General features: G+C 65.0%; 22 protein-coding genes. 12 read left to right on the top strand and 10 right to left on the bottom strand.

Going from position 1 to position 23,578, the window contains the following annotated elements; genetic code table 11:
• Positions 1-117: 117 nt before the first annotated feature.
• On the bottom strand, positions 118-1,773 hold the full coding sequence (locus tag ACFQO4_RS17990) for an outer membrane protein assembly factor BamB family protein (RefSeq protein ID WP_500262234.1): 1,656 nt from the start codon (positions 1,771-1,773) through the stop codon (positions 118-120).
• Positions 1,774-2,125: 352 nt separating this feature from the next.
• Between ACFQO4_RS17990 and ACFQO4_RS17985 the strand changes: the two genes are divergently transcribed.
• The gene (locus tag ACFQO4_RS17985) at positions 2,126-3,718 is read left to right on the top strand and encodes a replication factor C large subunit (RefSeq protein ID WP_500262233.1); all 1,593 of its coding nucleotides are present in this window, start codon (positions 2,126-2,128) and stop codon (positions 3,716-3,718) included.
• A gap of 107 nt (positions 3,719-3,825) precedes the next feature.
• On the opposite strand, the gene ACFQO4_RS17980 is transcribed toward ACFQO4_RS17985, so the two are convergent.
• On the bottom strand, positions 3,826-5,148 hold the full coding sequence (locus tag ACFQO4_RS17980; RefSeq protein WP_500262232.1) for an aminotransferase class I/II-fold pyridoxal phosphate-dependent enzyme: 1,323 nt from the start codon (positions 5,146-5,148) through the stop codon (positions 3,826-3,828).
• 239 nt (positions 5,149-5,387) lie between these two features.
• On the opposite strand from ACFQO4_RS17980, the gene ACFQO4_RS17975 reads away from it, so the two are divergent.
• Both ACFQO4_RS17975 and trxA read left to right on the top strand, forming a co-directional pair.
• Positions 5,388-6,254, top strand: a complete 867-nt coding sequence (locus tag ACFQO4_RS17975; protein ID WP_500262231.1) for a hypothetical protein — start codon at positions 5,388-5,390, stop codon at positions 6,252-6,254.
• Between the two features lie 62 nt (positions 6,255-6,316).
• Entirely contained in the window at positions 6,317-6,742 is a 426-nt protein-coding gene (gene trxA, locus ACFQO4_RS17970) for a thioredoxin (protein ID WP_500262230.1), read from the top strand.
• Positions 6,743-6,808: 66 nt separating this feature from the next.
• On the opposite strand, the gene ACFQO4_RS17965 is transcribed toward trxA, so the two are convergent.
• Positions 6,809-7,231: a universal stress protein gene (locus tag ACFQO4_RS17965; RefSeq protein WP_500262229.1), complete on the bottom strand. Its 423-nt coding sequence runs from the start codon at positions 7,229-7,231 to the stop codon at positions 6,809-6,811.
• A gap of 130 nt (positions 7,232-7,361) precedes the next feature.
• Here ACFQO4_RS17965 and ACFQO4_RS17960 point away from each other — a divergent pair, with 130 nt between their 5' ends.
• Positions 7,362-8,558 carry an AI-2E family transporter gene (locus tag ACFQO4_RS17960; protein ID WP_500262228.1) on the top strand — a complete coding sequence of 399 codons (1,197 nt, stop codon included), beginning with the start codon at positions 7,362-7,364 and terminating at the stop codon, positions 8,556-8,558.
• A gap of 191 nt (positions 8,559-8,749) precedes the next feature.
• On the top strand, positions 8,750-9,619 hold the full coding sequence (locus ACFQO4_RS17955; RefSeq protein ID WP_500262261.1) for a cytochrome c oxidase subunit 3: 870 nt from the start codon (positions 8,750-8,752) through the stop codon (positions 9,617-9,619).
• A gap of 1 nt (position 9,620) precedes the next feature.
• On the opposite strand, the gene ACFQO4_RS17950 is transcribed toward ACFQO4_RS17955, so the two are convergent.
• Together ACFQO4_RS17950 and ACFQO4_RS17945 are read right to left on the bottom strand one after the other, a co-directional pair.
• A complete protein-coding gene (locus ACFQO4_RS17950; protein WP_500262227.1) occupies positions 9,621-10,304 on the bottom strand; it encodes a hypothetical protein in 684 nt (227 codons plus the stop codon).
• Positions 10,305-10,306: 2 nt separating this feature from the next.
• Positions 10,307-12,577: a DUF6789 family protein gene (locus ACFQO4_RS17945; RefSeq protein ID WP_500262260.1), complete on the bottom strand. Its 2,271-nt coding sequence runs from the start codon at positions 12,575-12,577 to the stop codon at positions 10,307-10,309.
• Between the two features lie 277 nt (positions 12,578-12,854).
• Here ACFQO4_RS17945 and coxB point away from each other — a divergent pair, with 277 nt between their 5' ends.
• Positions 12,855-13,628 (top strand): cytochrome c oxidase subunit II, encoded by a 774-nt coding sequence (coxB, locus tag ACFQO4_RS17940; protein ID WP_500262226.1) that lies wholly within the window; start codon positions 12,855-12,857, stop codon positions 13,626-13,628.
• Between the two features lie 4 nt (positions 13,629-13,632).
• Here coxB and ACFQO4_RS17935 read toward each other — a convergent pair whose 3' ends face one another.
• Both ACFQO4_RS17935 and ACFQO4_RS17930 read right to left on the bottom strand, forming a co-directional pair.
• Positions 13,633-13,848, bottom strand: a complete 216-nt coding sequence (locus ACFQO4_RS17935) for a DUF8142 family protein (protein ID WP_500262225.1) — start codon at positions 13,846-13,848, stop codon at positions 13,633-13,635.
• Between the two features lie 98 nt (positions 13,849-13,946).
• Positions 13,947-14,507, bottom strand: coding sequence for a metal-dependent hydrolase (locus ACFQO4_RS17930; protein WP_500262224.1), 561 nt, complete (start codon positions 14,505-14,507; stop codon positions 13,947-13,949).
• Positions 14,508-14,643: 136 nt separating this feature from the next.
• Here ACFQO4_RS17930 and ACFQO4_RS17925 point away from each other — a divergent pair, with 136 nt between their 5' ends.
• From ACFQO4_RS17925 to ACFQO4_RS17915, 3 genes are all read left to right on the top strand, one after another.
• Positions 14,644-14,889 carry a DUF6684 family protein gene (locus tag ACFQO4_RS17925; RefSeq protein ID WP_500262223.1) on the top strand — a complete coding sequence of 82 codons (246 nt, stop codon included), beginning with the start codon at positions 14,644-14,646 and terminating at the stop codon, positions 14,887-14,889.
• A gap of 8 nt (positions 14,890-14,897) precedes the next feature.
• On the top strand, positions 14,898-15,173 hold the full coding sequence (locus ACFQO4_RS17920) for a DUF7410 domain-containing protein (RefSeq protein WP_500262222.1): 276 nt from the start codon (positions 14,898-14,900) through the stop codon (positions 15,171-15,173).
• Positions 15,174-15,525: 352 nt separating this feature from the next.
• On the top strand, positions 15,526-15,855 hold the full coding sequence (locus ACFQO4_RS17915) for a DUF7344 domain-containing protein (RefSeq protein WP_500262221.1): 330 nt from the start codon (positions 15,526-15,528) through the stop codon (positions 15,853-15,855).
• Between the two features lie 131 nt (positions 15,856-15,986).
• Here the strand turns inward: ACFQO4_RS17915 and ACFQO4_RS17910 are convergent, their stop codons facing one another.
• Positions 15,987-17,309 carry an outer membrane protein assembly factor BamB family protein gene (locus ACFQO4_RS17910; protein WP_500262220.1) on the bottom strand — a complete coding sequence of 441 codons (1,323 nt, stop codon included), beginning with the start codon at positions 17,307-17,309 and terminating at the stop codon, positions 15,987-15,989.
• Positions 17,310-17,662: 353 nt separating this feature from the next.
• Between ACFQO4_RS17910 and ACFQO4_RS17905 the strand changes: the two genes are divergently transcribed.
• On the top strand, positions 17,663-17,842 hold the full coding sequence (locus ACFQO4_RS17905; RefSeq protein ID WP_500262219.1) for a DUF7501 family protein: 180 nt from the start codon (positions 17,663-17,665) through the stop codon (positions 17,840-17,842).
• A gap of 49 nt (positions 17,843-17,891) precedes the next feature.
• Here ACFQO4_RS17905 and ACFQO4_RS17900 read toward each other — a convergent pair whose 3' ends face one another.
• Positions 17,892-19,556 (bottom strand): gamma-glutamyltransferase family protein, encoded by a 1,665-nt coding sequence (locus ACFQO4_RS17900; protein WP_500262218.1) that lies wholly within the window; start codon positions 19,554-19,556, stop codon positions 17,892-17,894.
• 227 nt (positions 19,557-19,783) lie between these two features.
• Here ACFQO4_RS17900 and dinB point away from each other — a divergent pair, with 227 nt between their 5' ends.
• Together dinB and ACFQO4_RS17890 are read left to right on the top strand one after the other, a co-directional pair.
• A complete protein-coding gene (dinB, locus tag ACFQO4_RS17895) occupies positions 19,784-21,208 on the top strand; it encodes a DNA polymerase IV (protein WP_500262217.1) in 1,425 nt (474 codons plus the stop codon).
• 164 nt (positions 21,209-21,372) lie between these two features.
• Positions 21,373-22,728 carry a J domain-containing protein gene (locus tag ACFQO4_RS17890; RefSeq protein WP_500262216.1) on the top strand — a complete coding sequence of 452 codons (1,356 nt, stop codon included), beginning with the start codon at positions 21,373-21,375 and terminating at the stop codon, positions 22,726-22,728.
• A 27-nt stretch (positions 22,729-22,755) separates the two neighbouring features.
• Here ACFQO4_RS17890 and ACFQO4_RS17885 read toward each other — a convergent pair whose 3' ends face one another.
• The gene (locus tag ACFQO4_RS17885; protein ID WP_500262215.1) at positions 22,756-23,388 is read right to left on the bottom strand and encodes a uracil-DNA glycosylase family protein; all 633 of its coding nucleotides are present in this window, start codon (positions 23,386-23,388) and stop codon (positions 22,756-22,758) included.
• Positions 23,389-23,578 lie beyond the last annotated feature (190 nt).

Here is a 23,578-nt window from a genome sequence, read left to right as displayed (position 1 = left end):
ACCGTCACTCTTTGGGCGCTGTGTGAGTGCGTGACGTTCCTGGTCTGGTACACGACGTTTCAGAACGGGGGGCTGCCGATTCCAGCGGACAGGTCCGTGCAGTCTAGCTGACGAGAACTACTGCTCCGAGTCGTTCGCGGGTATTCGACGACGGAGCCACTCGAGGACGAGTCCCCCGCTAACGAGTCCAGTACCGACGGTGAACCCGGATGCGCCGTCTTCCTCGCTTGACGAGTCGTTCTGGACGTCCATCTCGTGATCGGTATGGTCGAATGTGGTGGCCTCGGTGTCGTCATCGCGCGTCTCGTTGTCGCTTTCAATGGCATTCAGCGAATCGTCGTCGGTGTCGCTGTCGCCGCTTTCGTCCGACGCGATGCCCTCGTCCGGCCTCGATTCGTGTTCATCGTCGGCGTCGTCCGCCTCGTTGCCGTCCATAGTGTCGTCACCGGCCGCGTCGTCTTCGTCCTCGCCGGCCTCGTTCGCGCCAACCTCCGCCGCTGGCTCGAGCGCGACGAGGCTCCCGCCCCCCGACAGGTACACCATTCCGTCACTGATCGCATACGTGAGGGTGGGCCACCTCGTCTCGCGAGGGTCGGGGAGTCCAATGGCCGCCAGCGGGAACGACCACTGCTCGAGGCCCGTCTCGATGTCGACTCCAAAGAGGGCGGGGCTTCCATCGGTAGGGTGGTACGGAACGACGACCGTCCGGCCCCCGATGGATGGCCGCCCCCACGCGTCTATCGACCCGCCGACGGTCCAGCTGTGGTCGGTTTCGTAGTTGTACGCGTTGACACCGTGTCGCTCGGCGGTGACTCTGACGATGTCGGTCGCCGCGAGTGGGAACCGCAACTCGACTCGCTCGAGGACCGCCCCGTCGTCGGCGTCGAGGACCAGGCACAGTTCTTCCTCCCCCTCGTCGCTGTCACCGTCGACGCCCTCGTCGTCACCGTCGTCGACGTCACCATCGCCGCCGTCGCCGAGCCACGCCACGTAGAGGCGGTCTTCGGTCGCCACGATTGAGGGAAGTCCCTCGCCTCTCGAGGGAGTCTCCTCCTGGACGGCCCACACCGGCTCCCCCGACTCGGCGTCGAGCGCGACGAAACCGGCGTCGCCAACGGCGGCATACACGAGGTCGTTCGCGACGGCGACTGGAATCGAAGCGAACGAAGCCGCGTCGGCGCCCCGCCGCTCGAGGTCGACCGCACTCCGTCGCCACTGGGGACTCCCGTCGTCGGCGTCGAGCGAGCGAAGGGCGCCGTCGACGACGACGTAGACCGACCCGTCGAGGACGGTCGGGCTCGGAATCCGGCCGTCCGTTCCGAACGACGTCGACCAGACGGTATCGCCGCTGTCGGCGTCGAGCGCCGTTACCCGGTCGCCGGTGACGTAGACGGTATCGTCAACGACGGCGGGCGTTCCGTCGGCGCCGACGTCCTCTCGCACCCACTGGAGGGATCCGTCGCTGGCGGAGAGGGCGTGGACGCCAGCACCCGTCCGGAGATAGACCGTGCCGTTGGCGACCGCGACGTCGCCGTCCTGCTCGTATTCCCAGGCGACCGTCTCGGGCGCTGGAAACCGACTCGAGCCCGAGATGGCGGCGGTGTTTCCGGGGGTGCCGTGGTAGGACGCCCAGCTATCGGTGTCCGCGGGTATCGCCATCGGCACCGTCGACTTCGCGTCGGCCCCGTTACTCGTCTCGGCCGCACCGAGGAGACTGCCGATGACGAGCGATGCGCCGAGAGCCATCGCGGTCCGCCTGGGCCAGAGGGACATACTGATCCCGGCACCACCGAACCTCTTGCTTATTCTGCGTGTAAGCTCAGTTTCGGCGATGAAACGATGGTAATCGTCCCCTAGACTGCTCGAGAGACTGTTTCCTGTACCAACCAGACGATCGTCCGAGATTCGGAGCGTTCGCCGGGTGAGGAGCCGTAACGTACGGTTTCGAGCGGGCAAGAATCGGGTCCGACAGTCGCACCACCTGCAAATGTCGCCATTCATCGGACCGAGCATCGTCTCGAGCGACGACGCTTCCGAAAGGAGGTGACGTCTCACCTCGACTGGAGACGCTCGTCAAGGGTGACGCTCCGCAACCACTAAACGCGACTCGTCCCTACCTCCGACAATGAGCGACTGGACGGAAACGTACCGCCCGACGACGCTGTCGGAGGTACGGGGAAACGACAAGGCCCGCAACAAACTCGAGGAGTGGGCGAGGACGTGGGACGAGCACCGAAAGCCCGTCATCGTCCACGGGAGTCCGGGTATCGGGAAGACCTCGGCCGCCCACGCGCTGGCCAACGACATGGGCTGGCCGGTGATGGAACTCAACGCCAGCGACGACCGCCAGGCCGACGTGATCAAGCGCGTCGCCGGCGAGGCCTCGAAGAGTGGCACGCTGACCGGCGGCAGCGGCGGTCGCCGCCTCGTCATCCTCGACGAGGCCGATAACTTCCACGGCAACGCCGACTATGGGGGCTCTCGAGAGGTTACTCGAATCGTCAAGTCGGCCAGCCAGCCGATCGTCCTCGTGGCCAACGAGTTCTACGACATGAGCAACTCGCTGCGAAACTACTGCCAGACTATCGAGTTCCGCGACGTCTCGGCGCGCTCGATCGTCCCCGTCCTCCGGGACATCTGTCGACGCGAGGGCATCGAGTTCGAGGACGACGCCCTCCGCAAGATCGCCGACGCGACGAGCGGCGACCTTCGGTCCGCGGTCAACGACCTGCAGGCGGTCGCGGAGGGGAGCGAGCGCCTGACGGTCGACGACGTCGTGACGAGCGAACGCGACAGCACTGAAGGAATCTTCGACTTCCTCGATGCGCTCATCAAAGAGAAGGACGCCCACGGCGCCCTGCTGGCTGCCTACGACACCGACGAGACGCCCGACGACCTGCTCAACTGGGTCGAGGACAACGTCCCGAAGGACTACTCGGGCGGCGAACTCGCCGACGCCTACGAGTTCATGAGCAACGCCGACCGCTGGCTGGGTCGGGTGCGCTCGACCCAGGACTACTCGTACTGGCGCTACGCGACCGATAACATCGCCGCCGGCGTCGCCGCCTCGAGGCGCGAGCCCAAAGGCGGCTGGACCCGGTACGGCCCGCCGAGCTACTGGTCGAAACTCGGACGAACGCGCGGCACCCGCGACCGGCGCGACGCCATCGCCCAGCGGATCGCCGACCGGGAGGGCGCGAGCATCGGCACCGTCCGCCGGGAGATCATGCCGTTCCTCTCGAGCATGACCCACCTCTGTCGAAACCGGGAGTTGACCGTCGCGATGGCGGCCGCCTACGACCTCGACGAGAAGGAGGTCTCGTTCGTCACCGGGAGCGGCGCCGACACCAACAAGGTCGAGTCGATCGTCGAGGACGCCGCCGAACGCCAGGCCGAGGAGACGGTCTCGCACTCCGGATCCGCGTTTTTCGGTACCGCGGACGCCGACGACTCGAGCGACGCGGACGCCGGGAGCGACGACGGTTCGAGTGACGGGTCGGACTCGAGCGACGAACCCACGGATTCGGCGAACGCGTCGCTTCTCGACGTGGGATCCTCGGCCTCGGACGCCGACGATGGGGCGACTTCGGGGACGGATGGCGACTCGAGCGCAGAGGCCGACGATGGTGCGTCGGATGAGGACGTGAGCGCCGAGGGCGAGGCGAACGAAGAGGCCGAGGACGACGATGGACAGTCGGGCCTATCCGACTTTTTCTAGCCGCTAAACCGCTCGAGTGTGCGGGTTTCGAGTGTGTGTATACAAACCTCGAGGACGAACGTTGACCTTCGAGAGCGATAGTTCGAGACTCGAGGACGAAAATCCGTCTACAGGAGGTCGAGGGATTCGCCTGCACCCTGGAACGCCTCGAGACAGGCGACGAGATCGTCGCGAGTGTGTGCGGCCGTCGGAAGCGCGTAGACGTACCCCTCCCGAACCGCGTTCCTGGACGCGTGTCCTCCGGAATTCGGACGAACGGGAGCGGAAACAATCACGCCCCGGTCGCGGAGGTCGTCCGCCAGGGTTCGGGCCGCGTCTCGCGTCTCGACGTAGACCGGCAGGATCTGCGAATCGCCGTCGACCTCGTAGCCCATCGTCAGCAGGCCGTCGCGGAGACGCGTAACGTTTTCCCAGAGGGATTCGCGGTGGTCACCGTGTTTCGAGAGGTGGAGCGCCTCGCTCGCCGCTGCGGCCGCCATCGGGGTCAGTCCCGTCGACTCGACGAACGGCGGCGCACGAGCGGCCAGCCACTCGATTAACGCGTCGTCGCCTGCGACGTAGCCGCCCTGGCTGGCGAGCGCCGTCGAGAGCGCGCCCATCTGAATGTCGACGCGGTCGGCGAGGCCTTCGGCCTGGACGATTCCACCACCGCGGACGTAGAGGCCGGTGGCGTGGCTCTCGTCGACCATGACCCAGGCGCCGACCGAGTCGGCGACGTCGCAGAGTTCCTCGAGCGGAGCGACCCACCCGTCCTGGCTGAAGACCGAATCGGTGACGACGAGCCAGGATTCGTCGTCGGCGACGGCGTTGGCGTCGGTGACGGTGGTGGCGTCGGCGTCGGCCTTGGTATCGGCGACGGCGTCGGCGTCGACGTCGGCTGTTACTCCACCGATAGCACGCCGCTCGAGGGCATCGTCCACCGCCTCGCGGAGGGCGTCGGGATCGCAGTGGCCGTACGGGACGACCTCGGTTCCGGAGAGCCGACAGCCATCGAACGCGCTCACGTGGGTGTACTCGTCGACGAAGACGACATCGGGCTCGAGGGCAGTGATCGTCCCGACGTTCGCCGCGTAGCCCGAGGAAAACGCGAGCGCGCGATCCGTCTCGAAGGTCTCGGCGAGCAGTCGCTCGAGGTCGTGGTGGACCATCGTATCGCCGGTCGCGACTCGACTCCCGCCGGATCCGGTCCCGACGGTGGCGGCGGCCTGTCGCGCGGCGTTCTGGACCCGCTGGTTCGCGGTCAACCCCAGGTAGTTGTTCGAGCCGAACACGAGGAGTTCGTCGGCCTCGAGGACCGGAAGGCCGCCCCTCGGTGGCTCGGAGACGTAGCCGCGGGAATCGATTCGGTCGGTCGGCGCGAGCGAGTACCGTCGGTCCGCGTCGGCCAGGGACGTCAATTGCTCCTCGAGGTCGAACCCGCGGTCTGCCATCTGACTGAACCGTGACGACCACCGGATTTTACTCTCACGATTCCCGATTTGGTCCGTCAGGTGCGCCAACTGCGTTGCGCACCTTGATTTCCCGTCCGTTTCCGCACCTCGTGTAGCGATACGTATACTTCTGAAATCGAGCGCTGACGTTCGAAACGAAGATCGAATATCACACTTCAGTGACTGTTAATATTCCAAAGCTTAATGCCGATTGATATTCTATTCGGAGAGAAGAGGACATGACCGATAGTACGACCGATGAAAAATCGAGGGAGGGGGATTTCGATATCGGTCCGAGCATGGACGAGCTCTTCGGGGAAATCGAAGATGACTCGGCCGACGAGGAGCCGGTTGACCCCGACGAGACGGCACACGGTGACGACGTCGAGGACGTGACTGCTGCTGACCTCTTCAGTCAGCTTCGCGACGAGGCCGCCGACTCCGGAATGGACGAAGTTCTCGAAGACGAGAGCCCCGAGGAGATCATCGCGAGCGCCGACGAGGACGACGAGCCCGATTACGATGTCGACGACGAGCTGGTCGACGAGGGTGCGCTCGACGACCTGTTGCTAACCGGTCGGACGCGATCCGACGAATTTCTCTGGGTCGATAGCGGTGACGACTCGTCTTCCGCGGGCGACGGCGATTCGGGAGCGACGGAGGCTGATTCGGTCCCGGAAGCGAGTGGTCTCGAAGGCGATTCCGAGTCCGAATCTGATCCCGAACACATACCCGAATCCGAATCCGAATCCGAATCCGAATCCAGGTTCGACGACGAGACAAGGGGCGAGGACGGAGACGAGCCTGATCGGGTGGCGGACTCGGTCGACGAATCGGAGAGCGCTGTCAGTGAGGCTGGCGACGACGGCGGCGACGGCGGCGACACCGACGAACGCGCCTCCGAACCCGACACCACCCCTCGGGGCGGACGGGTCGACTACTCCCTCGAGTCGACCGCGTCGGACGAGGAGCCGGCATCAGGCGAAGAGTCTGCACTCGTCGTCTCTGACGCCGAAACGGCGGAGACGGACCTCGTTCCGACGGACGACGGAGACGAGGACTCGAGCGGCTTCCTGAGCTGGCTCCGTTCGAAACTTCCGTTTTGACGAGTGCCTCGGCAGCTCGAGCACAGCGAAATCGCTTTTGACGCGGCGAACGAACGACATGTATGAGCACGGACGATGAGACGAATCCGGGGGAAGACGACGAACTCGAACGTATACGCGAACGCAAGATCGAGGAACTGAAGTCGAAAGCCGAGCAGGACCACCAGCGCGCGTCGTGTCCGGACCAGCCGATCGCCGTCGAGAGCCAGTCGCACTTCGAGCAGGTGCTCCAGGAGTACGATCGCGTCCTCGTCGACTTCTACGCCGACTGGTGTGGTCCCTGCCAGATGCTCGCGCCCGTCCTCGACCGACTCGCCGCCGACACGCCGGGAACGATCGCGAAAGTCGATACCGAGGCGCTTCCGGGAGTCGCCCAGCAGTACGGCGTCCGCGGGCTCCCGACGCTGATCCTCTTCGAGAACGGTCGGCCCGCCAAACAGCTGGTGGGGATGCAGGAGGAATCGACGTTACGGGGATTGCTCGAGTAGTCCTTCTCGAGTAGCTCAGGGTGGTGTTCAGGGGCTCCCGCTCCAGGCGGACAGAAGACCCGGCGACTATCGAACGACCGTCACCGGGACGTTCGCTCGCTTGACGACGATTTCGGCCGTACTCCCCATCTGTAGGCCGGCCGCACCGCCGCGTCCGCGACTGCCCATGACGATCTGATCGGCGTCCGCGTCCTCGACGTGAGCCACGATCGACTGGGCTGGCGACCCGACGGCAGTCGCGGTCTCGATCGACACGTCGCCCTCGAGCGACGCCGTCGCTTCGGCGAAGAGATCGGCGGCCTCCGACTCCTGGTCGGTGAGCCAGGCGTCGGTCAGGGGCGAAAGCTGTTCCTCGGTCGGCGTCACCTCGAACGGATCGATCGCGTGAAACAGGACGATCGAGGCGTTCGGAAACGTTTCGAGGGCGTACTCGAGGGCCGCCTGTGCGTGCGAGGATCCGTCGTGGGGGACGAGAATCGAGCGTGCCATACTGGTTCGATTCGACGGGGGGAACCGTAAAGCCACCTCGAGTATTCAGCGACGAGTTCCCACGTTCGGCCGGTGAGCAGCCAACGTTATGCCAATGGAGTGAAATACCGGTACGTCGTAGCACGGGTCGATGGAACGCGACCGCGTACTCGGCCGTCGGATCGCCGTCGGATCGATCGTCGCTGCCTTGCTGGTGGTGGTCGCCCACGTCGCCCTCTCGTTTCTCGGCGTCCTCGTCTTCGCGGTTTTCCTCTATTACGCCGTACGTCCGATCTACCGCACCCTCGAGCGGTTCAACCTCCCGCGACGACCGCGGGCGATTCTCGCGCTCGTGCTGTTCGGGGTGCCGTTCCTCGTGCTCATCACCTACACGATCGCGATCATCGTCATCGAAACCCAGGCGTTGCTCGAAGCCTACGGCGTTCAGGATCGGTTTCTCAACGAGGTGATCGCGGAGATCGACGTGACCGGCCTCGATCTCGACGAGATTCGAAACATCGTCACGGATATTTCCTCGCAGGCCTCCCTCGGCGTCGTGGTGTTGAGCCTCGCGGGGACGGTCAGCGTCGTCAGCGGCGCGGTCGTCCAGTTGATCATCATGGTCACGCTAGCGTACTACATGCTCATCGACGGGCCGCGATTCGTCTCGTGGTTGCTCGAGACCTACGACGAGTCGGGCGTCCTCCGTGCTTACGCACGCGCCGTGGACCCAGAACTCTCGATGACGCTCTTTGGCAACATCGTGAACGTGTTCGTCACGGCCATCGTCGGCGTCGTGACGTTCTACACGTACAATTTCTTCGCTCCAGCTGCCGTCGACGTTCCGTTTCCGGCGCTGATCGGCGCGCTGACCGGCATCGGGAGCCTCATTCCGGTCGTCGGCATCAAACTCGTTTACGTCCCCGTCATCGTCCTCCTCGCGGCGAACGCGTGGGCGACCGGCGACCTCTCGCTGCTCGTCCCGGTTGGCGCGCTGGCAGCCGTCAGCGCGGTCGTCGTCGACTTCATCCCAGACTTCTTCATCCGGGCGCACATCAGCGGCAAGCAAACCCACACGGGCATGCTCCTGGTTTCCTACATCGTTGGACCTCTCGTCTTCGGCTTCTACGGACTGTTCCTCGCCCCCATCCTGCTGATCCTCGTGATCAACGCCGTCTCCATCCTCCTCCCTTACGTCCTCACCGGCCATCCGCCAGGGGTTCGACAGGCCCGGCTCACCGAGTACCGTGGCGAACGACCCGAGGCCTCGAGGGTGGAACGAACCGAGGCCGAAGATTCCGGGGCCGAACCAGCGATCTCGAGCGAGGGGCCGGCCGATCGCCAGTAACGATTCGTTCGGCCGGTCGGCTATGGAAACGCGCGAGATACTCACACAAACCGACTGGCTGTTAGCTACTTGGGACTGCCTCGAGTGGATACCTCTGTTGCGCGAACGCTGTGTCGCTCGAGCCCAGTGAACGCGGCACCGTTCGAATCCAGCGAACGCGACGCCACGTTCGAGCCAAGCAGGTGATCCACATCACGTCGACACCGCCGCCGCCACACTCGCGATCGGACCCCCCGAACGCGCCCGACACGTCCGGTGACGGAGACGGGGGCGATCATGCCCACCATCGAAGCGGCTGGCCCATCGTGAGCGCCGCAGGCGCAGCCGTGCTGTACGTCGGATTCGCGCTTCTCGCCCTGGCGTTCGGCGTCGGGACCGTCCCGGCTCTCCTCGGTCTCGTGGTCGCGTTCCTCGGCGGCGGACTCCTGCTAACCGGGCTGTTCGGCTGGCTCCGACAGGCATTCCTCCACCACCAGGACCGTTCCGTAGCCGACCCAGAGGCGCGACGCACCTACGTCACCACCATGATTCTCTTTCTCGCGACCGATCTCGGCACTTTCGGCGCCGGCTTCATCTACTACGCGTTCGTCCGCGTCGGAACGTGGCCCCCCGCCGACCTCCCGCCGCTGCTCGGTTCTCTCGTCGTGGTCAACACCGCGCTCCTGCTCGTCAGCAGCGTCACGTTCCACGTCGCCCACAGTTCTCTCGAGCGCGGACGAAGTCAGGCGTTCCTCGGCCTTCTCGGCCTGACCGTCCTCCTGGGCGCCGTCTTCCTCGCCGGCCAGGCGATCGAGTACTACGAGTTCGTGGTCCACGAGGGGTTCTCGATCACCGACGGGGTGTTCGCGAGCGCGTTCTACGGATTGACGGGACTCCACGGCATTCACGTCGCCCTCGGCGTCGTGTTGCTCTTGATCGTTTTCGTTCGCGGCTTGCGCGGGCAGTACGCCCCCGAGCGAGACACGTCCGTCGCGACCGTGGGGCTATACTGGCACTTCGTCGACGCAGTCTGGCTCTTCCTCGTGGCCACGCTGTACGTCGGGGCCGTCGTTTCGGTGTGAATCAGCGCTCGCGTCGGTCCCATCGCCGCTGGTCGGCGTCTCGCATCTCTTCCTCGTCGGTTCCGTCTCGTTCGCCGCTCGCGTCTCGAGTTCCCTCGTCCTCGCGCGCAATTTCCCGCCGGGGCGACCACCGGAACTCCCACGGATAGTTCTCGACGCCGACGAGCGTGAACGCGCCGACGCCGACGAGCAACGAGATGAGCCCCAGCGGGAGGGCGACCGGATCGACGCCGAGACACCGACTCTCGGAGCGAAGGGTCGCGTACCGCGCTTCGCCAACTTCGCTGCCGCTGATCACGACGCCCCGCTCGAACGCCTCGCGGTGGTCGAACGACCCCTCGACGGTTCCCTCCTGATGGGGATCGTCGATGGCCTCGAGAACGGCGCGCCGTTCGGCCTCGGTCAGCGACTCGAACTCGAGCGTCTCGACGACTGGGCCGACGTCAGAGAGTCGCTGCTCGGTTTCCTCGGGTGTCGACATGCCGATGACGGGATCCCCACAGCCGCCGATCGCGGGCTGGACGATGGACCAGCCGCCGAGGACGGTTCCTGCGATCCCGAGCGCGAGAAAGAGCGCGGCGAGAAACGGGAGCGCGTACGAGAAGAGTCGGGACTCCTCGCCCCGGCTTCCGTTTCCGTTCTCGGCGTCCGTTTCGCGCGTCGATCGATCGTCTCGAGCCATCATCGTCACACCTCCACGTCCCACCTGAACGAGGCGTAGTCGAGCGCGGCACCCAGGCCGACCCCATAGGCCCAGTGGGCGAGTATCGAGAGGCCGACGTAGCCGACGAGGGCGAGCCCTGCCTGACCGGTGTAGAACGCGAGCAGGAACCCCGAGGTGACGATGGTCGCGAACGAGAGGCCGCGAGCGATGGGCGTCCGGCCGGGGAGGTAGCGAGCGATGGTGAGGAACAATAGCGGCCAGACGGTCGACCCGGCCAGGACGAACAGCGCGTATCCGACGGACGCGCGGTCGGGTGCGCCGATCAGGCCCGCCAGTTCCGAGAACGCCTGCAGGTGGAAGACGCCGATGGCGACGCCCACGGCCAGCACGACGGTCATCAGGAGGGTCCCGACCAGTCCCGCGACGGCCCCGACGAACACGTTTTCGGTGACCGATCCCATCAGCGGACGGATTTGCCTCGATATCGACGGACTGCCTATTGCGGGATCGGTAGTCGACGCCGGTCTCGTGGTCGCCGGTTCGCTCGGTTCGATCCCGTACTCGACCTCGAGGCGGCGCTCGAACCACTGCCACTCGCGGGTGAACTGCTCGGATCGTTTGAGGTCCCAGACGTCGGCGTCGTCGACCGGCGGGCCGGCCCAGTACGACCAGAGCATGTTGTAGAGCCACAGCAGGACGCTGATGCCGATCAGGTAGGCGCCAATAGTCGCGACCTGTTGGAGGGGCGCGTAGGCCGGCGGGTAGTCGGCGTAGCGACGGGGAAGTTCGAGCACGCCGAGGATCACGAGGACGGTGAAGGTGGTCGTCGAACCGACGACGAGCAGGGTCGCCTGGAAGCGGGCCAGCCGTCGGTCGAACAGCCGGCCGGTGATGATGGGGTACCAGTAGTAGCTCGCAGCGAACATCATGAACGGGATGATTCCCATGACGATCAGGTGGAAGTGGCCGACGACGTAGTAGGTCCCGTGGTAGGTGACGTTGATGGGAACCACGGCGAGGAAGATACCCGTGACACCAGCGATGACGAAGGTGAGGATGGAGGCGACGCAGAGGATCATAGGCGCCGTCAGGCGGACGTTCCCGTCCCAGATGGTCGTCATCCAGTTGAACACCTTGATCGCGCTCGGGACGGCGATGGCGATGGTCGTGATCATGAACCCGGCGCGGAGGCGGGGATCCATTCCCGTGACGAACATGTGGTGGGCCCACACGCCGAAGCTGAGGACGCCGATGGCCAGCGTCGAGTAGACGACGAACTGGTAGCCAAAGAGCGTCCGTCCGCAGAACTTCGGTAAAATGAGGCTCATCAGGCCCGCCGCTGGGAGGAAAATGATGTACACCTCCGGGTGGCCGAAGAACCAGAAGAGGTGTTGCCATAGCAACGGCCCGCCACCCTCGATCGCGTAAAAGGTCGTGCCCACGTTCCGGTCGAGCAACAGCAAGACGATGGCGCTCCCCAGCAGCGGGAACGCGAAGACGACGAGCGCACTGGTCGTGAGAATCGTCCACGAGAAGATATCCAGACGCGCCCAGGTGACGTCCGCAGCGCGTTCGTAGAAGATGGTGACGATGAAGTTTATCGCCGCGAGCGTGGTCGCGATGCCGCTAAGGTGCAACCCGAGGAGCAAGAGGTCGATCTGCGGATTTGCTGTCTGGACCGACAGCGGCACGTACAGCGTCCACCCCAGACCGGGTTCGCTCAGCGCCCCGAAGAAGCGGACGAGTGAGTTCTCGCCGAGCAGCAATCCGAGGACCTTCGCCATCACCTCCGAGATGAGTCCCGCCCGAGCCAGCAGGAGCGCCGGTGGGAGCATCCAGAACCCGATGGCGTTGAGTCGAGGGAACGCCATGTCGTCGGCTCCCAGCAAGAGCGGCAGGAAGTAGTTCCCGATGCCGAAGAAGATGGGCGTCACGAAGAAAAACAGCATCGTGATGCCGTGGGCCGTAAACAGCTCGTTGTACGTCGGCTCGTTCCAGACCGACGCAGCGGGGACGAGCAGCTCCGTCCGCATCATCATCCCGTCGATGCCGCCCCAGATGCCGGCCAGGGTACCGAATGCGATGTACAGCAGACCGATCTCGCGGTGGTTGGTGGTCGTCGTCCAGCGCTCGAGGCCGGCCCGAACGGTAGCGATGTCGATCGTCAGATCGCGACTCACGTGGGTCCCGCCGTCAGGGCGGGCGCCGCGTTGGCTCGCGCGGTTAGCGATGGCGAGACAGCCGAGGAGAATTGCGACGAACAGTGCGACCCGCAGGAGGGCAGGGTCGGGCATCACGGTGGGGACCTCCCGAGCGGTGCCACCCTCGTGACGGAACTCGAGCGGTCGCTCCTCGAAGGGCACCACCCCCGACTCGAGGGCCGCCATTCCGTCGCTCGTCGGCCGCTCGAGCACGGAACGCAGACTCGGGCCTCGACGTTCGGCCGACTCCTCATGCGTCGATCTCACCACGCTACCACGAACTCCATAATGAAACCCTGCCGACGCAACCTCTCGCTACGCTGACGCCACCGTGGTGGTTATTTGGTTTCGAGCGTGGTCGATTGCCGGGATGGAGGGGCGTTACGTCCGTCTCGTCCGGTGGCTGATCGTCGCGACCGTCGGAGCGGTCGCCATGACGATGTCCGTCGCCGCCCAGTCGGTCAACCGCGACCTCATCGACGGCCTCTACGTCCAGTTGCTCTACGTTGCGCTCCCGCTGACGCTGTTCGTCCTGGTCATCCTCTCGTACGCCGTCCTCCGATTCCGGGACAACGAGGACCCACGGCCGACCGCAGAAGATCCGGCCCTCGAGATCACCTGGACAGTCGCGACGGCGGTTATTCTCCTGTTCGTCGGCGTCTCGGCGTACGCGGTGCTCGCCAGCCCGTACCTGTCGCCGGGCGTCCTCTCCGACGAGGATCTGGCCGGGACTGGCGACAATCCAGTCGAGGTCGCCGAGAGCGACATGGTCGTCGAAGTCGTGGCTTACCAGTGGGGCTGGCAGGCCACCTATCCGGACGCGAACGTGACGACCCAGGACGTGATCGTCGTGCCCACGGATCGAGATGTCGCGTTCGTCATGACCTCGAGGGACGTAATCCACAGCTTCGCCGTTCCCGGTCTGGGCCTGCGTCAGGACGTCTTCCCCGAACAGGAGAGCGCCGTTCGGACCAACGTCTACGAACCCGGCACCTACCAGGTCCAGTGCACGGAGTTCTGTGGTGCCCAGCACGCACACATGCGGGCGACGATCGTCGTCGTCGACGAAGAAACGTACCAGACGTGGCTCGTGAACCACGAAGGCGAGGAAAACGTGACTGACGCGCCGGCGGCCAGAGACTAGTGGACTAACTCGAGGATGCGGGTCGAGACCGGAACGCGATCCAGACGAGCGCGATGAAAAACGAGACGGGAAGTGCGACGACGAACCCCCAGAGGTAGTTCGCTCCCCAGAGCACTACCAAGAGAATCGCGAAGAGACCGACGGCTACCAGCGGGGCGACGGCGATAGCGGCCTGCTTCCGATCGATATCCTCGGGGGATGAGCCTCCGCGAGCGCGCATACGGATACGGATACGGGTTCGACACTCCCGAGGGACAAATATCCCCAGTGAGATGCCTCGAGGCGCACTCGAGAAAATCACGGCGAGCAGACGTACGGCTACGACCCGACGCTCCACCGAGTTTCGTAGGGGTAGCGCTCGGCGCGGTACAGTGCCACGTGGGTCACCAGAGCGACGACGACCAGTCCCACGTTCACCGGCGTCGAATCGTACGCGACGACGTTGATGACGATTTCGCCGGCGTAGATCGGCCAGAAGGGTTCCATCGCCGCATCCGGCGCCGACGAGAGCAGGTCGACGAAGATGTGACTGAGGCCACCGGCCCAGAACGCGCTCGTCGTGAAGACGAACGTTGTCTCGGGAGAGATCGAGTCGCTTCGTATCAGCCGATGAGCGTTCAACGCCCCCGTGAGTGTTCGTGCGGCCACGGCCCCGAAAACGAGGCCGACTACCAGGACGAACGTAACGGTGTGTGTCACACCGTGGTGTTGGAGTTGAGGATGTGAAAAATAGGACTCGAACAGGAGGTCGACGTCCGGAAGCAACGCCGTGACCTGTGTGAGCGCGGTAAATGTTAGCGCCGGTCGACGACCCCACAGTATCCAGGCGGGAACGGCGAACAACAGCGCCATCGCACCGTGACCGATTGGCTCGACCATTTGCCCGCTTCTATAACGTACGCGGTAAAATACCCACCCACTCGCCCAGACTGGTCGCTCGTCCCACCGCTTCGATACGATCGGAGGCGGCTACTTCCCGACGGATTTTACCCACTCCTTTATCATCGTTGGCGGTGTGCATCGACGGACCATGCCGACGCTCGGTCTCTCCAGGGAGTCGATTCGAGATATATCGGGAAACCTCGTGCCCCTCGGCGTGCTGCTGTTCTTCGCCGGGTGGTTGCTCATCGAGCGCCCGTGGGGGTGGGACCTGCTGTCGCTGGCCGTCGTCTACGGGCTCATCTTCTCACTCGTGGGGACGCTGTTTCTGGTCACATACGTCGTCGCCGTCCGGTTTCAGGAAGCGACACCCGAACGATGACACCGAGTATGATCGCAGATTCCGACGACGAACCGACCTGGAGCGAACCGACGGCTGCAGCCTCACGCTGTCAGGACTGCGGTCGTCCGTTCACGACCGAAGAGCGTCGCCTGCTCCATCGGGGACTCGAGCATCCGGATCGACTCAGCGCTCGAGAGCGCGAGACGTACGCGACGGTCGCAGCGGCAGAACGCGGCGCTCACAGACGCTACGTGCTAGGTGCACTGCTCGTACTTGTGGTGACGTACTTCGGGTTCCTGTTCGCGTACGCGATCGTCGCGTGAGCGGGGTCGCGCGGGGGACACCGCCCTCAGAACGTGATGAGGACAATGCCCGTCACGAAGAGCAAGACGACGACGACGCCGAGAAACAACCCGAAGAGTGCTTTTTCGGACATGAGCGTTCGTCATCGAGCGAGATGATAAAACTCGTGTCGGGTGAATTCAGGTTCAGGTGTGTATGTGCACGCGACGAACGTGCATTCGGACACCCGCGTTGGAGACGCCGGGGCCAGTGCGCCGGTCAAAACCGTACGGAAGGTCGACTGTCACTCGTTTCGACCGGAGAAATTCACGTCGAACGGGCTACAACCCACCACCGCGCAACTTATGCTCGTTCGAAATCTCCATTCGGTCAATGGTAACGGTTGACAATGTTCTGGGTCTTCTCAATGAGAAGCGCCGCCGATACGCACTGTACTATCTCAACGAACAGGATGGTGCAGTGCCAGTCGAGGAGGTTGTGGAAGCGGTGGCGGACATGGAAACGGACGATGGGGCCTCATCCCGCCCGGACGAGAAGTGGAACAACATCGAACTCTCGCTTCATCACAACCACCTCCAGAAAGCCGACGAGTACGACTTCATTCACTACGATTCGGAGGCGGGCGTCGTCGAACTCGTCGAATCCCCCACCGAACTCGATATCATCCTCACCGTGGCAAACGTACTCGAACGGACGAACTAAATCGTTCCCGATAGCCGTACGACCACATCGCAAAACAGTGCTCGAACGCATCCTCGAGCAATCGCACAATCCGTATCTGTCAGCAGTCGCACAATCCGGGTCCTCGAGGGTTCACCTCTCTCCTCAACCCGCTACTCGTCCTCGACCAGACAGTAGGCGTGGCCCGGTGCCTCGAAGACCGCCTCCTCGCTGTCGCTCCAGTAGTTCGAGATCCTGGCCCGCTCGGCGTAGTAGATCCGGCCGTCGCGCGGAATCGGTTCGCTGGTCACGTAGCCGCGGTTCAGCACCTTCCATCGAACGTCGCCGGTATCCTTCTCGAGCGCGTAGAGGTGGCCATCGTAAGAGCCCACCAGCACCGCGTCGGCGGTCACCGTCAGGGATCCTAGCACGTTGCCTTCGACGTGGGTCGACCACCGCTCCTCGCCCGTGTCCGCATCGAGCGCGTAGACGTTCCAGTCGTCGCCGCCCGTGTAGACGACGTTCGTCTCGGGGTCGATTCCCGGATTCGACATGACCACTTCGCCGATCTCGAACGACCACTCCTCGGTGCCGTCCTCGAGATCGAGGCGGTAGAAGTAGCCGTCCCAGGAGCCAACGAATGCGCCGCCGTCGTAGGTTGGGATCGTCCCCTTGACGTGGTGGCCGGTCTCGAACTCCCAGGCGAACTCCAGCGAGGGAAACTCCCAGGCGTAGACGACGCCGTCGTTCGACCCGGTGACCATCCGCTCGGTCTCGGGATCGATGGCCGTCGAGGGGTGAGGCATCCCCCACAGGCGGTCGTCCTTCCACAGCGGCTCGCCGGTGCCGGCGTCCAGCGCCCACATCGTCCCCGCGTTCGGGTTCGAGTACTCGGTGACGACGTAGATGACGCCGTTCCAGTAGGCCGGGCTCGAGCCGATGGCGATCGAGCCGTCGAGCTGGCCGCCCGTCGTGTGCCAGACCTCGTCGCCGGTTTCGGGATCGAAGGCGTACATGTCGCCGTCGTAGCCCCCGAGGTAGGCGACGTCGCCGATGACGGTCGGCGTTCCGTGAAAGCCCAGGGATCTCGAGGCGCCGGTCATCCGCGTCCACCGGTGCTCGCCATGGGGGGTCACCGCGTGGATGCGGCCCGTGTCGGACGGGATCAGGATTGTCTCGCCGTCGGGTGTCGGCAGGGGACTCGACTTCGCCGCGGTGTGGCCGATGTAGTTGACCGGGAGGGACCAGTTGACCGACACCGACTCCGGCACGGTCTCGTTCGGGTAGTATCCGAGTCGACGGAGCCCGCGGCGAAACATCGCCGCGTCGTCGCGGTCCGGATACGTTTCGTCGTAGGGCAGGATCTCGGGGTCGAACGAGTGCTGATCCCGCGAGTAGGTGCCGTACCCGGGGAGCGCACAACCGGCGAGTCCCGCCAGAGCCAGGCTCCCCCCGGCGAGGACCTGTCGTCTCGAGACGCGCGGTGGACGGGTCATCTGTCGTCGAGCCAATTGGAAGGGTTCCGGTATAGTTCCGCCGGTTCGGAGGATGCCCACGCCGACGTCTCGAGTCAGATTCCTTCTGCCGGGGTACGAAACTCGTTGCTCGAGGAGTCGTTGCCAGGTCCTGAGATTCGTCGTCGAGTCGAGGGATTCGGCGGTCGAACGCGGGTCGCTCGGGCAAGCGTCGCACGCCGATTAGGCCCCTGCTACGATTCGGTACTCTGACGGTGATAGTCTCCCCATCTCGAAAGTGGCCGAACGAAGATGTGTATGTACCTTATCCCCATAATAGGTATTTTATACGTATGCCGGATAGAACTAAATACAGGTTTGTGGACGATCAGCGTATGTCAACGCACGCAACACACTGGAACGACACCGCGACCTGCCCGTTCTGCGGCGGTGAACTGAGCGACCCCGGTGCCGGGTTCGTCGACCACATCGGCGTCAACCCCGAGTGCCAGACCGAGTTCGATAGCTGGCGCGACAACGTCGCCGACGACCTCGGCGGTACCTGGAGCGGGTAGTCGATAGTCGAGGTCTATCGTCGACCCGAACTCGAGCGCCGTTCGATCCCTAGAACCCGACCGCCTGACCGTCTTTTCGCGGTTCCGTTGCCCCGGTAAGCACGTCTCCGGTGCGGCGAACGAGTTGTGCACCCCCGAACATCACGGGTGGAAGCACCTGTACGTCGTGGCCTTTGCGGACGAGTCCGGTCTGGTTCGGGAACCGTTCCTCGACGCCGAGCGCCCCCTCCTCGCGGTAGCGCCAGCGCGGCGCGTCGAGCGCTTCCTGGGCGCCCATTCCGTAGTCGACCAGGTTCGAGACGACCTGGACGTGGCCCTGGGGTTGCATGTATCCGCCCATCACGCCGAAGGCCGCCCAGTCGTCCTCGTCGAACTTCGCGATAGCCGGCACGAGAGTATGAAACGGCCGCTTTCCTGGCTCGAGGCGGTTCGGGTGCTCGGGATCCAGCGAGAACGAGGCGCCGCGGTTCTGGAGGGCGATACCGGTGTCCCCGGCGACCAGGCCGCTCCCGAACCCGGCGAAGCGGGAGTTGATGTACGAGACGAGATTTCCTTCCTCGTCGCCGACAGTCAGGAGTACGGTGTCGGCGTCCTCGGCCGCTCTGGTCGGCACGCCAACCTCGGGGTCCTGGATCGCCCGGTCGCCAATCGCTGCGGCGCGCTCTCGGGCGTAGGCCTTCGATCCCAGCGGCGGCACCGTCTCGTAGGTGGGGTCGGTGATGTAGTGGTGGCCGTCGACGAACGCGAGCTTCGTCGCCTCCGCGAACGCGTGCACCCGCTCGGGGGAGTCGTACGCGTGTTCGCCCGCGCCGATTTTCTCCGCGATGTTCAGCGCCTCGAGCGCGATCAGCCCCTGGTTGTTCGGGGGCAGCTCGAAGATCTCCGCGCCGTTGTACGTCGTGTGCACGGGCTCGACGAACTCGGGTTCGAAGGCGGCGAGGTCCTCGAGGGTCAGGAAGCCGCCCTTCGACTGCACCTCGTCGGCGATGGCCTCGCCGATCTCCCCCTCGTAGACGACGTCCGCGCCCTCTTCGGCGATCGTTCGCATCGACTCACCCAGGCGCTCGAGCGTCACGACCTGACCTGGATCGGGCGCTTCGGCGTCGAACAGGTAGGCCTCGCGGGCGTGGTCGTCGGTAAAGAGCCGGGGTGCGCCCTGCCAGTAATAGGAGATGACCTCCGAGACGGGGTACCCCTCGAGGGCGTAATGGATAGCCGGCTCGAGGACGTCAGCGAGCGGCAGCGTCCCCAGTTCTTCGACCGTGGCCTCCCAGCCGCGTGCCGTCCCGGGAACCGTGACTGCGTGGGGGCCGAGGAACGGCATCTCGAGGTCGTCGCCCGTGGTGTCGTCGACGGCGTAGCCCCTGGATTCGGGGTACCAGTCGGCGGCGTCATCTCGCTCCTGGACCGAGCGCGTGACGTTCTCGATGGTCGCCTCGGCTGGGGCGCCACCGCAGGCGCGCATGGCGCCGACCTCGCCGTCGGCGGTTCGGTAGAGGGCGAAGACGTCGCCACCGAGTCCGGTCGACGTGGGTTCGACGACGTTCAGCGCGGCCGCGGTGGCGACGGCCGCGTCGAAGGCGTTCCCGCCGTCCTCGAGGATCGAGAGGCCGGCCTGGGCCGCCAGGGGCTGACTCGTGGCGACCATCCCGCCGGTGGTGTGGACCGAGGAGCGTCTCGAGTCGAATCGGTCGAGGTCGTAGTCGGTGCTCATGACGGGGGCTTTCGCTCGGGGGTCAAAAGTGCGGGCGTTCCGGCAGCCCAGGACGGGGGTCGAGCGACGCCGTTTTTAACTATAATATCTATAGTATAGGCGTGGTCGGGAACGGAATCTGCAAAGCAGCTTCGCCGAGTGAACTCGAGCCGTCGGGCGCAACCTTCACGGCTACCGGGTCGAAACGTCCGGTACGAAAGGGGTAACGAACCCGCCGACACCAGCCCATGGCCAACGAACCGTACCTCCCCGGCGTCAACCACACCGACGAGAGCGAGGACCGCATCGTTCTCCACGTCGACGCCGACTGCTTCTACGCTGCCTGCGAGCGCCTCCGGGAACCCGACCTCGAGGGCGAACCGGTCGTCGTCGGGATGGGGTACGAATCCGGCGACTCGGTCGGGGCCGTCGCCACCGCCAGCTACGAGGCGCGCGCGTTCGGCGTCGAGAGCGCTCAGGCCATCTCGACGGCGCTCGAGGCGCTGCCCCGGCGGGTCGACGCCGAGGCCGATCCAAACCTCGCAGTCGAGGAAACCGGCCACTACCGCCCGGTCGACATGGACTACTACCAGTCGGTTGCCGCCGATGTGAAAGAGATCCTCCACGATTGCGCCGACGTCGTCCGCGAGGTGAGCGTCGACGAGGCCTACCTCGACGTGACCGAACGCACCGCCTGGTCGGTCGTCGACGGCTTCGCCCGCCACGTCAAAGACCGAATCCGTCGCGAGGTCGGTATCACCGTCAGCGTCGGCGTCGCACCCTCGATGAGCGCGGCCAAAATCGCCAGCGACTTCGACAAACCGGACGGCCTGACGGTCGTTCGTCCCGGCGAGGTTCGCGAGTTCCTGGCGCCGCTCGACGTCGACTTGCTCCACGGCGTCGGCCCCGTGACGGCCCGCGAACTGCGGTCGATGGGGCTCGAGACAGCGGCGGATGTCGCTGCCACCGACCCGGAACCGCTCGTCGACCGATTCGGTGAGCGCGGACGGGAACTCTACGAGCGCGCACGAGGAGACGACGACCGCCGCGTCGAACCGAAGGGACTTCCGAAGAGCTTCTCGCGGGAGTCGGCGTTCGACGGCCCCGTCGAGGAGCGCGAGCCGAAGCTCGAACTGGTGGAGACGCTCGCGGCGGCCGTCGCCGACCGTGCCCGCCGCGAGGGCGCGCTGTACCGGACCGTGGGCGTGAAGGCCGTCCGTCCGCCCTACGAGGTCAACACGCGCGAGCGGTCGTTGCCCGGACCGGTCGACGAACCCGATCTCGTCCGGGAGATCGCCCTGGACCTGTTCACCGAGTTCGAGTCCGAACCCGTGCGAAAACTCGGCGTCAGGGTGGCGAACCTCGAGTTCAGCGAGGCAGACCAGACGAGTCTCGATGGTGTCGACTGGGAGGATCGAACGGGATCGGACGGGGCGGACTCGAGTACCGACGACGGCGATGACGGCGAGAACGACGCACTTGGCGGAGCAGACTCGAGTTCGCCCACCGAAAGGGTGACCAACGCCGTAGAGCAACTCGACCTCGAAACCGCTCTCGCGTCGGATTCGGGCGGTCGGGACGAGGCCGAACGATCTACCGACGACGAGGAACAAGCGAACCGCGAGACGTCGGTTCGGGGGTCCGGACAGGTCTCTCTCGACGAGTTCGAGTAGAGGCCGCTGAACGCGGTGAAGACGTCGTCGGCCGAAATACCCATGCCAGTTCGTCCACGATGGGCAGATACGTCGCGGAGACAATCAGCGATATTGAAAGTATAAGTTGTCGCAGGAAAACGGTCTAACAGACCAGTCCCGGGGCTATAGACGACCGATCTTCCATGACCGACGATATCGACTTCTACGACCTTCTCGACATCTCATCTGACGCCTCTCAGGACGACGTGAAGCAGGCGTTTCGTGAACAGGTCCGGGTCTACCACCCGGATCTGAACGACGACGACCGGGCACAGGCGCAGTTTACGGCACTCAAGAAGGCCTACGACATTCTGGGCGATCCGGTCGAACGCCAGGCCTACGATCGCCTCGGGCACGAAGATTACGTCGCCAAGCGAACGTCGGGACTCCCCTCACCTGACCTCTGGAAGTCGGCTACGGACGCGGACACAGATACAGACGCGGACGAAAACGAGGGAGACGACTCCTCGAGTTCGAAATCGGATTCGGATCCGAGGTCGAAATCGGGCCCGAAGTCGCGTTCGTCGACGACCCGAACCTCGAACGCGACCTCGAGCGCTACGTCGGCAGGCGGGACGACGGACTCGCGAACCTCGAGTGCGAGTGCGAGCGCCGGCGCGGGATCGGCCAGTGCGTCCACCTCGACTACGAGCACTGGCACCGGAACGGGGGCCGGCACCGGGAGGAACGCTCGCTCGAACACGACCGCCTCGAGTACCACCGCGGGCGGGACGACGACCGGCACCGCCGGTACGTCGAGTGCCCGGACCGAGTCGACCCCGCACGCTCACGCTCACTCGAGACCGGGTCGACTGACCGACAACGCGCTCGTCCGGTGGTGGCGCGACCAGAACTTCGCCTGGCCGCTCATCTGGACGTCGATCCTCGTGTATCTCGCCGGACTCGTCCACTTCGGACTCGAGCACGAGAACGCGCTCTCGAACCTGGCGCTGGAACTCCAGTCGATCGGCGCCGACGCGAACGCGCTCTGGACGTTCCTCTCGACCAGTCGGCACGGCATTTCGACCCCCATCGCGTTTGTCTCGAGCGTCGAGCTGGTCGCCCCGCCCTCGCTCCTCGAGCCGATCCAGTGGTACGGCGTCCTGGCCGGAGTCGTCGGCCTCTCGTTGCTCTTCGTGCTCGCTGCACGGGTCGCCTGGCGCGAGGAGACCTGGGGGCCGATCTCGCTCGACGAGACCATCGTCGTCGGGGTCGCGCTCACTGCGGCGACGATGGTCGTCGGCGGTCCGCTGCTCGCGGGAAGCGTCCTCATGCCGCTGCTGATCGGCGTCGTCGTTCACCGAACTCACCAGCTCCCCGGGTGGTCGCCCTCGTACCTCTACGTCCTGGGCGTCCTGGCCCCGCTCGTCGGGTTCGCCGTCGCCGCTGCCGGGTACGCGACGCTTCCAGCCGATCTGGCGCTGTTCGTCGTCGTTCCGCTGCTCGGCGCGCTGGGGCTTCCGCTCCGCGTGAGCGTTCGAAAACGGTTCGGGCGGTAGTTACCTATTGTGCCGGTTTGACCCGCTTCACCCGATCCGCGTCGCCACACCCTTCGTCTGCCGATAATCCGAATCGAGAATCGCCTCGAGTCGCTCGAGCAACCGCTCTCGGTCCCCGGCTTCCCACTCGGCCGGGTCGAGAATCGGGACGACCATGAACCCGCGACCGCGGATCTCCGTCGCGTGGAGGGCGGGCATCTCGAGGTCGATTCGATGGCGCTGGGTCGTGTACTCCTGGAGAACGTGATCGGTCGCCCTGGCGCCGACTGGCAGGAGGATGTGGGCGTTGATCGCGCGCAACTCCGCGTCGAAGTAGCGCTCGAGTTCGTCGTACTCTTCGGTGGTCGGCGGTCGGCCGCCGGGAAGGGTGCACATGTGGAGGTAGTCGGCGAAGAAGTTCGAGAAGACCGGCTCGCTGGCGGGACCGCTGACGAATCCGACGGTGCGGAAGACATCCAGGAGGCGCTCGCTCGTCTCGAGTTCGGTGAACGGGATACCAGTGGTCTCGCCGCCGTGGATGCCGGGATGGTCTCCGATGAGGTGGAAGTCGGCGTTGGCGTCGCCGTAGCCGAACACGGCGGGGACGTTACCGGGGTCGTGCTTCTGGAAGGGCGGTCGCATCCCAAAGGGGTTGCTCGTTCGGTCAGTGACGTTCTCCACGAGGGTACGGAGGCATCGAAGCGAAATAACGGCATTGAACCGCTCCGAGGGGGAGTCGAGTCGGCCTTGCCCGAGTGGCTCGTTCTCGAGAGCGATGGCTGGCGACGCGAAGAGTCCGACGAATCGCTCGTTCCGGGGTACGATGACCGAGGGTGAAGGGGAGACGAGTCGATCGGAAAATGCACGAACG

Origin of the sequence: Saliphagus sp. GCM10025334 (assembly GCF_042663485.1) — an archaeon.
GTDB lineage: Archaea > Halobacteriota > Halobacteria > Halobacteriales > Natrialbaceae > Natronosalvus.
The sequence above is the reverse complement of the archived record's forward strand: the minus strand, read 5'-3'. Positions and strand labels throughout refer to the sequence as shown.